The sequence below is a fragment of the Primorskyibacter sp. S187A genome, assembly GCF_049800955.1.
Classification (GTDB): Bacteria; Pseudomonadota; Alphaproteobacteria; order Rhodobacterales; family Rhodobacteraceae; genus JAKVBH01.
Genome location: NZ_JBNAGA010000001.1, coordinates 1,010,062 through 1,025,451 on the forward strand (window position 1 = coordinate 1,010,062; position 15,390 = coordinate 1,025,451).

The window sequence follows — 15,390 nt, forward strand, 5'->3', positions numbered from 1 at the left end:
CCAGCGAAGCGGGCCATTCGGCCAGACGAAAGAGCTGTCGATGCCTGAATATGCACCACTTGATCTGCCAGAGCATCCGCGGCTCACCGAGAATATCACTCATTTTGCCAGAGCGTTGCGCCGCGCAGGCCTGCCGATTGGGCCCGGGCGCGTGATGGACGCGATCCGCGCTGTCGAAGCCGCAGGTTTCACGAACAAGACGGACTTTTACTGGACTTTGCACGCCTGTTTCGTCAACCGGCCCGAACACCGCGCGACATTCTCCCAGATCTTCCGGCTTTACTGGCGCGACCCGCGCTTCATGGAGCACATGATGTCCCTCATGTTGCCCGCCATTCGCGGTGTAAGCGAAGACCGACAGACGCAAGCTGCAGAGAAACGCGCCGCAGAAGCCTTGCTCGACGGGATGGGTGAAGCGCCCGAACCCGAAAACGAAAAGAATGAGGGAACTGAGATCGACGTCGACGCCTCGATGACAATCTCTGAGGAGGAAAAGCTCAAATCGCTCGATTTTGAACAGATGTCGACGGAGGAAATGTCCCGCACCAAGCGCATGCTGGCCCGGCTGACACTCCCCGTGCCCCCCATCAAGTCGCGCCGCGCAAAGGCGACGCACCTTGGACCAAGGGTGGATTTCAAATCCACCTTGCGGGCCTCGATGCGCCGGGGTGGTGAGCTACACGAATTGCGTTTCAAAGAACCGCGGATCCGTTGGCCCAATCTTGTGACGCTCTGCGATATTTCGGGTTCGATGAGCACGTATTCCCGCGTCATCCTGCATTTCCTGCATGCGGTCTCCAATGAAAAGGGCGCTGGCTGGGCTAAGGTTCATGCCTTTACCTTCGGCACACGTCTGACCAACATTACACGTCATCTGCAGCGCAGAGATGTCGACGCGGCGCTGGCGGCGGCAGGTTCGGAGGCGCAGGATTGGGAAGGCGGGACACGGATCGGGGATTGTCTGACCACGTTCAACAAGGACTGGTCGCGCCGCGTCATGGGGCAGGGCGCGGTTGTGCTGCTGATCACAGATGGATTGGATCGCGGGGAGCCCAAGGTTCTTGCCGATGCAATGGAGCGGCTCCATTTGTCCTCGCGCCATCTGATCTGGCTCAATCCGCTTCTGCGTTTTGACGGATTTGCCGCCAAGGCGCAGGGCATACGCACGATGCTGCCCCATGTGGATACGTTTCGCGCAGGCCATTCCATCGCCTCCATAGAAGCGCTGGCCGAGGCCATCGCCACGCCGTCTGACCCGGGTGAGAAATCGCGTTTGTTGGCGGCGGTCTCTTGAAGACGGAACGCCGGGCATATCTAACAAGAGGCGCAGGGGCGCAACGCTGCGCCCGTCTGGGTTTGTGAGATCAGGCCGCGCACGCAATCTGCGCACAAGGGGAGAGACACCAATGGACATGATGCCCGAAGTGGCCCTTGAGTGGTTCCGCGCTGGCCGAAAGGTCGCGCTTGCCACAGTTGTCGAGACCTGGGGATCAGCGCCGCGCCGCGTCGGCGCGCAATTGGTTGTGGACGGCGAGGCCCAGATGATGGGCTCCGTTTCGGGGGGATGCGTTGAAGGGGCCGTCGTTGTCGAGGCGCTCGAGGCCATGGAGGAGGGCGCGTCCCGCCTCCTGGAATTCGGCATATCGGACGGTGACGCCTTCGCCGTGGGGCTGGCCTGCGGTGGAACGATCCGCGTGCTCGTTGAGCCGATCGGATCCGTCCTGACCGAGGAGATGCTGGCAGCCCTCGTCGATGCGCGGGCCGCGCGGCGTCCGATTGCCTATGTGGTAAATCCCCAAATGAATACGCGCGATCTTGCGTTCGAGGGCCATGATGCGCGCTTTCGCAAAGACCGGTCCGGTTTCGAGGAGGATGGAGAGACATTTGTCGCCATTCACAACCCGCCTCTGAGGCTCATATGCGTGGGCGCCGTTCATATCGCGCAAGGGCTGGTGCCCATGGCGCGCGCGGTCGGCTATGACGTGACGGTCATTGACCCGCGCGAAAGCTTTGCATCGCCCGAGCGCTTCCCCGAGACGGATCTGATGCATGACTGGCCTGACGAGGCTGTCGCGACGCTGGGCATGGATGCGCGCACCGCGCTGGTGTTGCTGACCCATGATCCCAAGCTTGATGATCCCGCGCTCATGGCCGGCCTTTCCGCGGAGTGCTTCTACATTGGGGCTCTTGGATCGACGCGCACCCATGCCAAACGGTTGCAGCGCCTGACCGAGGCAGGCTTTACGCAGGCGCAGATGGATCGCATTCATGGGCCGATTGGCCTCGATATCGGAGCGGCGAGCCCTGCGGAGATTGCTGTATCGATCATGGCGGAGATGACGCAGGTCCTGCGCATAGGCGGCTTGGGCCCGTCGGAATGAAGTTTGGCCCGCTTCCCTTGAGTGAGGCCACGGGCGCCGTTCTGGCGCATTCCGTGGCTTTGCCGGAGACGCGGCTTCGCAAGGGCTTGGTGTTGACGCAAGACCATGTCGCGATGCTGCGCGCTGAGGGGCATGAAACGGTGGTGGCTGCCGTTCTGGATGCGGAAGATGTCGATGAAAACACGGCCGCCGCCGCTTTGGCGCGCGCCTTGGTGCCTGATCCGGACGCGGCAAAATTGCGCATTGAGAGCGCATTCACGGGCCGCGTGAACATCCTCGCGGATGGTCCGGGCGTTGTGACATTGGACGAAGCGCGGTTGCGCGCGCTCAATCTGGTGCACCCAATGATCACACTGGCCACCGTGCCGCCGTTCCAGCAGATGACAGATGGCGGCATGGTCGGGACAGTGAAGATCATCTCCTACGGCGTGCCAAAATCGGCGCTGGAGGCTGCATGTCGTGCTGGGACAGATGCGATGGCTCTTGCGCCCCCTGAGATCAAGAGCGCGGGGCTGGTCGTGACGGAAATCCCGGGCGGTGCGGGGGAAAAAGGCGTCGCAGCCATTGAAGCGCGCCTCGACGCGCTGGATATCTCGCTCGACGCGGTGGTGAGCGTGCCGCATGAGCAATCCCGGATCTGCGAGGCGCTCAAGGCCGTACCAGGGGACATGGTTCTCATACTGACGGGCTCCGCCACGTCTGACCCGCATGACGTGGCCCCCGAAGCTGTGCGCCAGGCGGGCGGGCAAGTCACGCGGTTTGGCATGCCGGTGGACCCCGGCAATCTCCTGTTTCTGGGAGAACTTGGACAGCGTCCGATCATAGGTTTGCCGGGCTGTGCGCGCTCCCCTGCGCTCAATGGTGCGGATTGGGTCCTGTCGCGCGTGGCCTGCGGCCTGACGGTGAGCCATGCGGATATCGCTGGTATGGGCGTCGGCGGGCTGCTGAAGGAAATCCCGACACGGCCGCATCCCCGCCGCAAGCGCCGGAGCTGAACGCTACACGCATCTCGCAAAAAAGGCTCCGCATTTCCGCAGAGCCTCGCGTCACAATTGGGATGTGACGGTGCTTACTTTTGAGGAAGCGGTGCGATCATCATGATCATCTGGCGACCTTCCCGTCATATCTGAAAGATGTGACCAACCGGCAATTGATTGCATGCAATCAATGAGAGGTGGCCCGGCGGTTGCGCCGGGCGCAGATTTTACTTTTGAGGGAGCGGTCCGATCATCATGATCATCTGGCGGCCTTCCCGTCATATCTGAAAGATGTGACCAACCGGCAATTGATTGCATGCAATCAATGAGAGGTGGCCCGGCGGTTGCGCCGGGCGCAGGTTTTACTTTTGAGGGAGCGGTCCGATCATCATGATCATCTGGCGGCCTTCCATCTTGGGCATGTTCTCGACTTTGCCCAGCTCCTTGATGTCCTCGGCTACACGCTCCAGCAGCTCACGCCCGAGGTTCTGGTGCGCCATTTCCCGGCCGCGAAAGCGCAGGGTAACTTTGACCTTGTCGCCGTTTTCCAGAAACTTGAACACATTGCGCATTTTGACATCATAGTCATGCGTATCGGTGTTGGGCCGGAACTTGACCTCTTTCACCTCGATGATCTTTTGCTTTTTGCGCGCCTCGGATTCCCGCTTTTGCTGTTCATATTTGAACTTGCCAAAATCCATAATCTTGCACACGGGCGGATTGGCATTGGGGGAGATTTCAACGAGGTCGAGGCCAGCATCTTCGGCCATATCCATCGCACGGTCTGGTGTAACGACCCCGACATTCTCGCCGTCTGCGCCAATAAGGCGGATTTCGTTGGCACGAATTCGGTCGTTGACGCGCGGGCCAGTATCTCGTGTCGGCGGCGCGTTGTGTGGTCTGCGGGCTATGGGATCACTCCTTTGATCATTGCAGAAACAATGGGAGCCAAGGTAAATGCGCGCCTTTCCGCTTTCAAGCGGCAATTGGGCAAGTTGATGCGCATTTGCGCAACTTCCCCTTGAGGGTGGGGCCAGGGACACGCATTTGAGGGGCAGAAGAGCGGCCCGGGTGGGGTTGCTCGTCAATAGTAAGAGGATTGAGATGAGAACGTTCATCTTGGCGATTGTCGCGGCCGCTGTGGCTGTGGGTGGGTATGTCTGGTTTTCGGGTCAGCAAACGCAGGAGGCCGCTGTTCCAGCGCCAGCTGCACCGGCGGAAGAGCCCGTTGTGGACGCTGTCGAAGCAGAGGCGGAAACCGTTGTTGAGGAGGCCGCCGAGGCGGCTGAAGCAACTGAGGATGCCGTTGAGACGGCAGTAGAAGACGCGTCAGACGCAGCGCAAAGCGTTGCGGACAGCGTAACCGGCGCGGTGGAAGAGGCCGCGGAAAGCGTCACGGAGGCTGCGGAAACAGCTGTTGAGGACGCTGTCGAGACAACTCGCGAGGCGGTAGAAGGTGCAGTTGCGTCCGTACTGGATGGCTCAAGTGACGTGGCGGGTGCCGTTGAAGCCCTGACGCAGGACGTGACGGAGGCGGCTCAGGGCGCGGCGCAAGCGGTGACAGACGCCGCCAGTGATGTGGCCTCGGGTGCAGCAGAGGCTGTTACACAAACGGCGCAAGACGCGGTCGAGGCCGCGACGGACACTGCAACAGATGCGGCAGAGACTGCGGCTGAAACGGCGGAAGCCGCGGCAGAGGAGGCCGGCGATGCCGCCGAAGCTGCCACTGAAAATGCCACTGAAAATGCCGCAGAGAGCGCCACTGAGAGCGCCACCGAGGCTGCGCAACAGGCCGCAGATGGCGCGAGCGAGCTGGCCGAAACCGCAACCGAAGCGGCAGACGATGCCGCGCAAGCGACGCAAGACGAGGTCAGCGACGCCGCGGAAACGGCCGCGGACGGTGGCACGGAACTCATGTCGATGGCGCGTGACCTGCTCAGCCCCGATGGGTTTGATCTCGACAAAGTGTCCGAGCTGATCGAGGCATCCGAGATCGACGATCTGCAAAAATCCGCGCTCAAGCTCGCGGCGAACCAGGCCAAGGACAATCCGGAGTTGCTGCAAGGTGTGCTGGATCAGATCAAGCAGGCGATGGGGCTCTAAACCCTACAGTAGGGATGGGGGCGCTGCCCCCGTCCTTCGGACTCCCCCGAGGTATTTGGGGACAAAAGAAGGGGCGGTCTCTCCGGAGGCCGCCCTTTGTCTGGTATATGATGGTCAGTTTGGCTCAGTCGAGGAACGCTTTTTCCACAACGTAATGAGCAGGTTTCGAGTTTGCCCCTTCCTCCAACCCGTATTCCTCGAACATCTCCTTAAGCTCAAGGTTGAAGGCGAGGTTGCCGCAGATCATCGCGCGGTCTGTCTCGGGGTTGAGCGGCGGCGTGCCCAGCTCAGCAAAGGCCTCGCCCGAACGCATCAAATCGGTGATACGCCCCATCTTGGGGCTCTCTTCGCGGGTTGTGGTTGGGTAATACTTGATTTTCTTCCAGAACCCCTCGCCGATCACCTCGTTCAACAGCTCATCGTCTTTCAGAGCATCGATCAGATCGCGGCCGTAGGTCAATTCGCCCACTTCCCGACAGGTATGGGTGATGATGACCTCATCGTAGTCTTCATAGGTTTGCGGCTCGCGCAGAAGCGAGGCAAACGGCGCAAAGCCTGTGCCCGTGGCGAAAAACCAGATGCGTTTGCCGGGCAAGAGCGCGTCATGGACCAGCGTGCCCACGGGTTTGGGCCGCAGGATGATCTCGTCTCCTGGTTGAATATGCTGAAGCTTCGATGTGAGCGGGCCGTCAGGCACCTTGATCGAGTAAAACTCCAGCTCTTCGTCCCAGGACGGAGAGGCAATGGAATAGGCGCGCAGGAGCGGCTTTTGTTTGCCCGTCTCAGGATGCGGATCGCCCATGAGACCGATCATCACAAACTCGCCGGATCGGAAGCGCAGGCTGGCAGGCCGCGTGCAGCGAAAGGAAAAGAGACGGTCAGTATAGTGTTTGACCTCTGTCACCGTCTGAGCGTCGGGCAGGGTGGGCACTTTGATTGCGGATGCTTCGGTCACGGGTTTTTGCTCTGTCATGGTATCGTCTCTTGCAGCACTAAAGCCACATGCGGGATTTAGCTTTGATCTGCGTCAGGTTCAAATGGGCGTGTCCCGACCTGTCATAAGGTGACGAGGTCGGGTCGAGATGTCAATTTCAATTGACAGTTGGGGCGCGGTCAGCCTGCGACGATGGCGGGGCCGGGTGCGACCGCAGGGCCAGCCCGCAAGCGCGATTGGTAATCATGGGCTTGCCAATCGGCGCGAAAGCGCCATTGCGCTTCTGGTTGGCGTGCAGCGCGTGCGTCGTCGATTTCGACCTCGTCAAACCCCGCGCGTCGGGTCATTGCGTATTGATCCGCCAACACATCACCACGGGCGCGCAGCCGACCGCGGTAGCCCTTGAGGCGCAGGAGCCGCGCGAGCGTAAATCCGCGCCCGTCTGCTGAGCTTTTGAAGGTGATCCGGATCATCTCGAGGGCGGGGAAACGGCTTTCGATCTGATCAATGTCAGCGTCCGACGCAAGATCCAGCGCGGGCGCATCGTTGGCGCAATCCAGTGTGGCGAACGGGGCTGTCCAGTCATCTTGCGAAAAGCCTGTGTCGGTCACGAGATGGGTCATGTGAATTCTCCTGTTTTTGCATCCCGCGTCTGAGGGAGGTGGATGCCGCATTCGGTTTTGTTGGATCCGCGCCAACGACCGGCGCGTGGATCGTCGCCAGCGCGCACGGGTTGGGTACAGGGTGCACAGCCCAGCGACGGATAGCCCCGCGCCACGAGCGGATGCCGGGGCAGGCGGTTTTGCTCCATGTATTCATTCAGATCTTGTGGTGCCCAATACGCCAGCGGGTTGATCTTGAGTTGCCCTGCCGCGCGTTCGAAATGCGCGAGACAGCTGCGCTCAGCCGATTGAAAGCGTTTGCGCCCGGTGATCCAGCCGTCAAAGCCTGCAAGGCCGCGCGCAAGTGGCCGTGACTTGCGCAACGCGCAGCAGCGATTCGGATCGCTGGCATGCAGGGCGCCTTGGGGGTCTTCCCGCGACAGCTCTGCCGCGTCTGCAGACAGGATGCGGATGTTTTGTAAATTCAGTCGCTCAGCCAATTCCATCTGGTAGGCGAGGGTTTCGGCAAAGAGCTTTCCGGTATCCAGAAAGAGCACGGGCGCCCGGCGATTGATAATGGCCACCATGTGCAACAACACTACCGAATCCGCACCAAAGCTGGAGACCATGGCGATGCGTCCCAGTCTGCCGGACAGGGCTTCTTGCAATACGGCATGGGCGCCATGGTGGCGAAAGGTGGAATTCAGATGGTCAACGTCATGTGGCTGGGCCATGGGAGCACTTTGCGTATTTGGAGCCAGAAGAAACGGGGGCGCGGTGCCAGATCAGGCGGCGCGCGCTTGTGCGTTCTCGGGATAGAGCAGCGCTTTGAAGGGCGCGGCGCCCAATCGACGGTATGTGTCAATAAAGCGCTCGTCCTCGCTTTCGCGCAGGTCGAGATAGCCCGTGATCAACCGCTCGATGGCCGGGACAATCTCGTCATAGGCAAATCCCGGGCCCGCACGTGTGCCGATTTCGGCGCTTTCCGTGTGATCGCCCCCCAATGTGATCTGATAGTTCTCCACCCCGGCGCGATCGAGGCCCAGAATGCCGATGTGACCGACATGGTGGTGCCCGCAGGCATTGATGCAGCCTGAAATCTTGATCTTGAGATCGCCGACCTCGTGTTCGATCTTCAGCGCATCGACCCGCTCGGCAATCTGTTGGGCAACCGGGATGGAGCGGGCGGTGGCGAGGGCGCAGTAATCCATGCCGGGGCAGGCGATGATATCAGAGGCCAGTCCGATATTGGCTGTGCCGAGACCTGCCGCTTTCAGAGCTGCGTAGAGAGCAGGCAGCTTCGCCCGCGGCACGTGGGGCAGGATGACATTTTGCTCATGGCTGATGCGCAATTCGCCATAGGCATGGGCCTCTGCAAGATCCGCCATGAGGCGCATCTGCTCTGCTGTCGCGTCGCCTGGTGTGGCGCCATGGGCTTTCAACGATATCGTCACGATCGCATGGTCAGCGCGCTTGTGGTCCGTGAGGTTTGTATCAGCCCAGGCGCGGAACGTGGGGTCCCCCTCATAGGCCTCGGCGAAGGGCGTGGTTTGCGCGCTGACGAAGGCGGGCGCTGCAAAATGCGCCTCGATCTCGCGCAGCAAGGCCTGATCTGCGCCGCCGAACTGGGGTTTGAGAAGGGCAAACCGCTCTTCGACGAGCGCGCGTATCTTCTCGATCCCATGTTCATGCACAGTGATCTTGATGCGGGCCTTGTATTTGTTGTCGCGTCGGCCAAGCAGATTATAGACGCTCACGATGGCCTCGAGATAGGGCAGCAGATCGGCTTTTGGCAGGAACGCGCGGATGATCTTGCCGACCATCGGTGTGCGCCCCAGACCACCGCCCACGATGACTTCGAAGCCCTGTTGGCCGTCCTGCTCGATCATGCGCAGTCCGATGTCATGGGCCTTCGTCACGGCGCGATCATTGGGGCTGCCTGTGATGGCGATCTTGAATTTGCGCGGCAGGAACTGGAACTCGGGATGATCGGTGGACCATTGCCGGATGAGCTCCGCGATGGGCCGCGGATCGGCAATCTCGTCTGCTGCAGCGCCTGCGAAATGATCGGCTGTGACGTTGCGGATCGTGTTGCCGGAGGTCTGGATCGCGTGCAATCCGACCTCGCCGAGGCTGTCCAGCATGTCAGGGATATCCGTCAGTTTGGGCCAGTTGTACTGGATGTTCTGACGGGTTGTGAAGTGACCGTAGCCTTTGTCCCAGCGTTCGGCCAACTCGGCCAGCTTGCGCATTTGCGGCGAAGACAGGGTGCCGTAGGGGATGGCGACGCGCAGCATATAGGCGTGCAGCTGGAGGTAGACGCCGTTCATCAGGCGCAGCGGCTTGAACTCATCCTCGGTCAGCGAACCATCGAGCCTGCGGGCGACTTGCGCGCGGAACTGATCGTTGCGGGCCGCGAGGAAGGCCGTGTCAAATTCGGAATAGCGATACATTACAAACGCTCCTGCTTGCCGTGGAGATAGTTGGAGGGGCCTTTGGCGCGAAACGCCTCGCGGAAATGCGCCGGGCGCGGCTGGCCTTCGAGCAGCGTGACATCTGCCAGATAGGCACCCACAACTTCATGGCTTTGCGCTTCAGCCTCCAGCAGCCGCAATTGCGCATCTGCCTCATCTGTCAGCACATCGGCCTCAGAAAGATCACGCGTCCACCGGGTCGCGGCGGTCAGGTAGACAACATCGCCCAGGACAAGATCATTGGCCGTGACGACTTTGGGAGAGAAGGGGCGGGGCATCAGGCAAACTCCTCTTGAAGAGATGGCAGGTGAGATTGGGCGGCGCGGGGGCTCAGGCCCCAAAACGTCAGCACGGGGCCCGAAAGCCGGGCGGCCACAAGGTCCTGAGACATGTGTGCGAGCGTGCTGGCGATGATGCGTTCATCCGGCCGCGAGGCATTCTCGACAAAGCTGACCGGCGTCTCGGGGGCTGCGCCATGCATCAGCAGGCGGCTTTGTACGAAACGCGCGGCGCGGGCGCCCATGTAGATGGCGGCGACCTGTCCGGGCTGGGTCAGGCTGCGCCAATCCTGATCGGCAAAGCCTTTCGTGTCGTGGCCCGTCAGCAGGCGCACAGAGGAATTGCGTCCGCGACGAGTAAAGCTCTGGTTCAGGGCGGCGACGGCGGCAGAGGCGGAGGTGATGCCCGGGATAATCGTGAAGCTGAGACCCGCCTGCTCGAGCGCGTCCATCTCTTCATCGAGCCGACCGAAGACCGTGCAATCTCCGGCTTTGAGCCGGACTACCCGCGCGCCCTTTTGCGCTTCCGCCACCAACAGCGCGTTGATCTCATCCTGCGGCGTATGGCGGCCAAACCCTTTTTTCCCAACGTCAATCAGACGGATACAGGCCGGGATGAGATCGAGGATCTCTTGCGCAATCAGCCGGTCGTGCAAGACCACATCAACCGATTGCAGCGCGCGCAGCGCCTTGACGGTCAGAAGATCAGGATCACCGGGGCCTGCGCCGATAAATGTCACGGGGTGGGGCATGACTACCTCTGGGTTGCTTGATGGGGAATATAGGAAACTGTTCCAATTATTGACCAGATACTTGCAAAACTAAGAACATTTGTTTTATCAGAGGCTCAGCGGAGCATCTTGGTTCCATAATGACGAGAAAGGGCAAACGGATGGCACGCATTGATGCAATGGATCGGAAGATCCTCGCAGCGCTCCAGGAGGATGCCTCACGGTCTCTGGATGAGATTGCCAAGGTTGTGGGCTCTTCCAAGACGCCCGTTTGGAATCGCATCCGGAAATTGCGCGAAGCGGGTGTCGTGGGTGCCCAAACCGTCAAGCTGGACGCTGAGAAGCTGGGCTTTGAGGCTTGTTTCTTCGTTCTGATCCGCACCAGCGAGCATGACGCGGCCTGGCAGGCGGCGTTTCTCGAAGCGTTGCTGAAACGCGCGGAGGTGCAGGAGGCGCATCGGCTGGCGGGGGATATTGACTACATCCTCAAGGTGCGCGTTCAGAATGCGCGCGCCTACGATACGTTCTATCAGGCGCTCATCTCGGAGGTGAAGGTGCACAACGTGACGGCGCTGTTGTCCATGGAAGAAATCAAGTCCACCACGGCGCTGCCGCTCTAGGCACCCGCCTGCGAGACCATCAGGCGCTCAAGGCCATGGAAATGATAGAGATTGGCGTAACGCGGCGTCTCATCCAGCCTCAAGTGCGGGCACCGCTCAAACAGCACGGGTAGGGCAATCTTGAGTTCCAGCCGGGCCAAAGGCGCGCCGACGCAGAAATGCCGACCCGCGCCAAAGGCTGCATGGGTCTTGACCGGACGGTTCGGGCGAAATTCCTCTGGCGCGTCCCAGACGCCGGGATCGCGGCCAGCGGCCCCCAGGATCAACGCGACTTCCGTGCCGGGCTCCAGAACGGACCTGCCCACCTCTACCGGCTCATAGACATACCGGGTGAACATATGAAGCGGCGGGTCATAGCGCAGAATTTCCTCGACCGTGCCGTCCACATGCTCGGGCGTCAGCACGTCTGCGCCCATCCCATGCTCAAGCAGCGCTTTGACCCCATTGCCCATGGTATGCACCGTCGCTTCGTGGCCTGCGTTGAGCAAGAGAACGCAGGTCGAGATCAGCTCGTCTGTCGACAAGCGCTCGCCGTCTTCTTCGGCGCGGATCAAATGGGTGATCAGATCATCGGCGGGCGTCTCGCGGCGCGTCTCCACATGGGCGCGCAACCAAGTCGCAAAGTCCCGTGCGGCCGCATTTGCGGCCACTTCCACCTCATGGTCACGCCGCGCCTGATAGAGCGCCACCATGTCATTGGACCAGCGCAGCAATTGATCCGCCATCTCATCCGGAACACCCAATAGCCGCGCGATAATGATCACGGGCACCCGTGTGCAATAGGCCGGGATCAGATCGAAAGGCGCGTCCGGGAACTGATCTATCAAGTCGTGGCAGAGCTGGCGGATCTCCGGTTCCAGCGCCGCGATGCGCCGGGAGGTGAAGGCATGCAGGACAAGTTTGCGCAGACGCGTGTGGCGCGGCGCCTCCAGCTCCAGCATGGAATGATCTTCGATCGCGTAGAAGTCGCGCAGGTGCTCCGGCACATTGACCGGAGTATGGGGCACGCGGCCCAGCCGATTGTCCCGCAAGAGCGCATTTACAGCCGAAAAGGTGAAAGCGGCGGGCATGCCGAACTCTTCCCAGACGCCGATGGCGCCTTGTGCGCGCGCGGCATCATAGAAGGGGTAGGGGTCTTGCACGAAAACGGGATCGGTCGGGGATTGCGAAAGCTGTGTCATGGCGTCTCTCATGCACGCGCTTGGCTTGGCTTTGCAAGAGCGGCGCGGTTATGCTCACGGCCATGACGCACACCCGCTTGGCCCGCATCTGTCTGGTATTGCTCTACCTCGTGTTCCTTGCGGTGGTGGGCGGTGCGGTCTGGCGTGCGGCGTATCTTCAGGCGCTGGGGCCGTTGAGCGAGCGCGGAGAGGCGGATCTGGCGCTGGCGTCTGACCGGCTGACGGGCCAATTGCAACGCTATCAGGAAATCGCCGTTTTGCTGGCAGATCATCCCGATCTCGCTGCACGCCACCTGCAAGGGCCGCGCGCGCCCGCAGATGAACTGTTGCTGCAAACCAAGGACAAGGTCTCGGCTTTGACACTGGTCTATGTGGACCGCACTGGCGCGGTTTTGGCTTCGGCGACCGAGGCGGTTCCCGAGGGTCTGGCAACAAGCGATTATTTTCGTCGCGCCATGACGGGGGCTTTGGGCGCCGCGCATGGCGCGTCAGAGGCCTTTGATGCGCGTAGCTACTTCTTTGCAGCCCCGGCCTTTGGGCCTGATGGGCGCGTGCGCGGTGCATTGATCGTCGGCGCTGATATCGAAAACGTCGAATGGGAATGGCGCGGCGACAGGCCCGCCATCTACTTTACCGACGGCGCGGGCCGAGTCTTTATTTCCAACCGCTCCGAGCTTCTGGGCTGGCAGCAGGCCTCCGGACAGGTGGGGCCTTCGTCTCCGGAAGGGCTCTTTGCGCCAGCGTCGCGCAATGTTGCGGGGCATGAGGTCTGGCGGCTGGATTGGTCACCATACGTGCCCGATCGGGCGCTGCATCTGGTTCGGGATCTTCCGGTCATCAACCTGCGCGGCGAAGCGCTGATTGACGTGGCCCCTGCGATGCGCATTGCGTGGCTTCAGGCGCTGGCGGTGATGGCCGTTCTGGCAACGTTTGGCGCGCTCCTCTTTGTGGCGACCGAGCGCAGGCGGACCCTGGCGGAGGCCAATGCCGAGTTGGAAAGTCAGGTCTCGCGCCGTACGGCAGCCTTGTCGGACAGCAATATCGCGCTCAGACGCGAGGTCGCGGAGCGCGAAGAAGCGGAGGCGCGCTTGCGCAAGGCGCAGGCCGAGTTGGTGCAGGCCAGCAAACTCAGCGCCCTGGGGCATATGTCCGCCGGGCTGGCCCATGAGCTCAACCAGCCCTTGATGGCCACGCTGTCCTTTGCGGAAAACGGTGTCACGTTTCTGGAGCGTGACAAGCCGGAGCGCGCGCAAGACAATCTGCGGCGCATTGCCGATCTGGCCCGCCGCATGGGGCGGATCATCCGCAATCTGCGCGCCTTTGCCAAACAGGAGGTGGAGCCTGCGAGCGACGTGGATCTTGCCGGGATCATTCAGACAGCGCTCGATATGACCCGGGAGGCTCGCGAGCGGCGCGGCGTGACGCTTCAGTATGATGCCCCCGAAACGCCCGTTTGGGTGCGCGGCGGGGAGGTGCGTCTGGAGCAGGTTCTCGTCAATCTGATCAGCAATGCCTGCGATGCGATGGCCGACAGTGAGACGCGAAATCTCAGCCTCACTCTGGAACGGCAGAATGGGCGCTACCTGCTCGAGGTTGCCGATACCGGGCCGGGTATTTCCGAACCCGAGCGCATATTCGATCCGTTTTATTCGACCAAGGAAGTGGGGGCGTCCGAGGGCATGGGGTTGGGCCTGTCGATCTCCTATGGACTGGTGCAGAGCTTTGGCGGCGCCATCCGGGGACGCAATCGCGCTCAGGGCGGCGCGGTGTTCACGGTCGAACTGGACGCCGCCTCGACCGCCCGGCGAGAGGCCGCAGAATGAAGCTGACGCGTGTTTTGGTTGTTGATGATGACGTGTCCGTGCGTGAGGCGCTGGCGCAATCGCTGGAGCTTGCGGATTTGCAGCCAGTCGTTGCAGGTTCGTTTCTTGTGGCCAAGGATGTGATCACGCCAGACTTCGATGGTGTGATTTTGTCCGACATTCGCATGCCAGGCCGCGATGGCTTTCATCTGCTGGACTACACGCTGGAGCGCGATGCGGACCTGCCGGTGATCCTGCTGACAGGCGAGGGTGATATTCCCATGGCCGTGCGCGCCATGTCGAACGGCGCTTTTGGCTTTCTCGAAAAGCCCTGCAAATCCGAGGATCTCCTGCCCGTGCTGGAGCGCGCGCTCAAGGCGCGGGCGTTGGTTTTGGAGAACCGGCACCTCAAGGCGCAGTTGGCGGAGGGGGATCCTGCGGCGCGCCTTGTCTTCGGGGTCTCGGAACAAGCCGAAGCCCTGCGCGGCGCGATCCGGGCCGCGGCCCGGCGGCAAGACGCTTTGCTCGTTTGCGGACCGCCGGGCTCTGGCATCTCGAAAGTGGCAGAAATTGTCCATCTCTGCGCTCCAAATTCCAAAGGGCCATTTGAAAAACGCGCCTCTGCCGGGCTGGATCGTGCGGGGCTTCTGGAGGCTTGGGAGAGCGCCACGGGAGGTGTGTTGTTTCTCAACGAAGTGACCGCGTTGCCTGGCGATACGCAGCTTGCCCTGCTGGATGCGCTGGAGGCGGGAGGCGCACGGCTGATTGCGGGCGCGTCGCGCGATCTGGCGCAGGCCCATGGTGCGGGCGAAATCATTGAGGACCTGTACTACCGGCTGGATGCTGCGCCGGTACGTATTCCCTCGCTCGCCGAACGCCCCGAAGACGTGCCGGTTCTGTTTCGTCATTACGTCGCGCAGGCCGCCGAGCAATCGGGGATCGACGCGCCTGTGATCGAGGAAGAGATGCTCAGCGCGCTCATGGCGCAGGATTGGCCCGGCAATGCACGCTCGCTCATGTCTGCGGCCATGCGATTTGTGCTGGGCCTGCCGCAGGAGGCCATGGAAGCCGCAGAGCTTGGCCTGAGCGAGCAAATGGGGCGTGTGGAGCGCTCTTTGTTGATTGCCGCTCTGGGGCGGCAGAACGGACATGCCTCCGAGGCGGCGCGGGCTCTGAAACTGCCGCGCAAGACCTTCTATGACAAACTCGCCAAACATGGGATCCGCCCGGAAGACTACCGCCGTTGAGCCACGATTTGAGAACTGGGCGACCACCCGCGTTTTGTGCGGAAATCCGCACACTTGCCC

15 protein-coding genes are annotated in these 15,390 nt (G+C 61.5%); 7 read left to right on the forward strand and 8 right to left on the reverse strand.

Annotated features, from left to right (window positions below; genetic code table 11):
* Positions 1-40: 40 nt before the first annotated feature.
* The 3 genes from ACP15S_RS05140 to ACP15S_RS05150 all read left to right on the forward strand — a co-directional run bounded on the left by ACP15S_RS05140 (position 41) and on the right by ACP15S_RS05150 (position 3,376).
* Positions 41-1,294 (forward strand): vWA domain-containing protein, encoded by a 1,254-nt coding sequence (locus ACP15S_RS05140; protein ID WP_425038500.1) that lies wholly within the window; start codon positions 41-43, stop codon positions 1,292-1,294.
* A gap of 112 nt (positions 1,295-1,406) precedes the next feature.
* The gene (locus ACP15S_RS05145; RefSeq protein ID WP_425038501.1) at positions 1,407-2,381 is read left to right on the forward strand and encodes an XdhC family protein; all 975 of its coding nucleotides are present in this window, start codon (positions 1,407-1,409) and stop codon (positions 2,379-2,381) included.
* Complete coding sequence (locus ACP15S_RS05150) at positions 2,378-3,376, forward strand: molybdopterin-binding protein (protein WP_425038502.1); 999 nt, start codon at positions 2,378-2,380, stop codon at positions 3,374-3,376. Before ACP15S_RS05145 ends, ACP15S_RS05150 begins: the two co-directional genes overlap by 4 nt.
* A 344-nt stretch (positions 3,377-3,720) precedes the next feature.
* Here ACP15S_RS05150 and infC read toward each other — a convergent pair whose 3' ends face one another.
* On the reverse strand, positions 3,721-4,269 hold the full coding sequence (infC, locus tag ACP15S_RS05155) for a translation initiation factor IF-3 (protein ID WP_425039658.1): 549 nt from the start codon (positions 4,267-4,269) through the stop codon (positions 3,721-3,723).
* Positions 4,270-4,462: 193 nt separating this feature from the next.
* On the opposite strand from infC, the gene ACP15S_RS05160 reads away from it, so the two are divergent.
* On the forward strand, positions 4,463-5,461 hold the full coding sequence (locus ACP15S_RS05160) for a hypothetical protein (protein WP_425038503.1): 999 nt from the start codon (positions 4,463-4,465) through the stop codon (positions 5,459-5,461).
* Positions 5,462-5,585: 124 nt separating this feature from the next.
* Here ACP15S_RS05160 and ACP15S_RS05165 read toward each other — a convergent pair whose 3' ends face one another.
* The 6 genes from ACP15S_RS05165 to cobA all read right to left on the reverse strand — a co-directional run bounded on the left by ACP15S_RS05165 (position 5,586) and on the right by cobA (position 10,489).
* A complete protein-coding gene (locus ACP15S_RS05165; RefSeq protein WP_425038504.1) occupies positions 5,586-6,434 on the reverse strand; it encodes a ferredoxin--NADP reductase in 849 nt (282 codons plus the stop codon).
* A gap of 140 nt (positions 6,435-6,574) precedes the next feature.
* On the reverse strand, positions 6,575-7,018 hold the full coding sequence (locus ACP15S_RS05170; protein WP_425038505.1) for a DUF934 domain-containing protein: 444 nt from the start codon (positions 7,016-7,018) through the stop codon (positions 6,575-6,577).
* Entirely contained in the window at positions 7,015-7,731 is a 717-nt protein-coding gene (locus ACP15S_RS05175; RefSeq protein WP_425038506.1) for a phosphoadenylyl-sulfate reductase, read from the reverse strand. The genes ACP15S_RS05170 and ACP15S_RS05175 overlap by 4 nt, the downstream gene beginning before the upstream one ends.
* A gap of 51 nt (positions 7,732-7,782) precedes the next feature.
* On the reverse strand, positions 7,783-9,450 hold the full coding sequence (locus ACP15S_RS05180) for a nitrite/sulfite reductase (protein WP_425038507.1): 1,668 nt from the start codon (positions 9,448-9,450) through the stop codon (positions 7,783-7,785).
* On the reverse strand, positions 9,450-9,749 hold the full coding sequence (locus tag ACP15S_RS05185; protein WP_425038508.1) for a DUF2849 domain-containing protein: 300 nt from the start codon (positions 9,747-9,749) through the stop codon (positions 9,450-9,452). Before ACP15S_RS05185 ends, ACP15S_RS05180 begins: the two co-directional genes overlap by 1 nt.
* Positions 9,749-10,489 (reverse strand): uroporphyrinogen-III C-methyltransferase, encoded by a 741-nt coding sequence (cobA, locus tag ACP15S_RS05190; RefSeq protein WP_425038509.1) that lies wholly within the window; start codon positions 10,487-10,489, stop codon positions 9,749-9,751. Before cobA ends, ACP15S_RS05185 begins: the two co-directional genes overlap by 1 nt.
* Positions 10,490-10,641: 152 nt before the next feature.
* Between cobA and ACP15S_RS05195 the strand changes: the two genes are divergently transcribed.
* Entirely contained in the window at positions 10,642-11,100 is a 459-nt protein-coding gene (locus ACP15S_RS05195) for an Lrp/AsnC family transcriptional regulator (RefSeq protein ID WP_425038510.1), read from the forward strand.
* Here ACP15S_RS05195 and ACP15S_RS05200 read toward each other — a convergent pair.
* A complete protein-coding gene (locus ACP15S_RS05200) occupies positions 11,097-12,281 on the reverse strand; it encodes a cytochrome P450 (protein WP_425038511.1) in 1,185 nt (394 codons plus the stop codon). The genes ACP15S_RS05195 and ACP15S_RS05200 overlap by 4 nt on opposite strands.
* 62 nt (positions 12,282-12,343) lie before the next feature.
* Between ACP15S_RS05200 and ACP15S_RS05205 the strand changes: the two genes are divergently transcribed.
* Together ACP15S_RS05205 and ACP15S_RS05210 are read left to right on the forward strand one after the other, a co-directional pair.
* Positions 12,344-14,104 carry an ATP-binding protein gene (locus tag ACP15S_RS05205; RefSeq protein ID WP_425038512.1) on the forward strand — a complete coding sequence of 587 codons (1,761 nt, stop codon included), beginning with the start codon at positions 12,344-12,346 and terminating at the stop codon, positions 14,102-14,104.
* On the forward strand, positions 14,101-15,330 hold the full coding sequence (locus ACP15S_RS05210; RefSeq protein ID WP_425038513.1) for a sigma-54-dependent transcriptional regulator: 1,230 nt from the start codon (positions 14,101-14,103) through the stop codon (positions 15,328-15,330). Before ACP15S_RS05205 ends, ACP15S_RS05210 begins: the two co-directional genes overlap by 4 nt.
* The last annotated feature ends 60 nt before the right edge of the window (positions 15,331-15,390 follow it).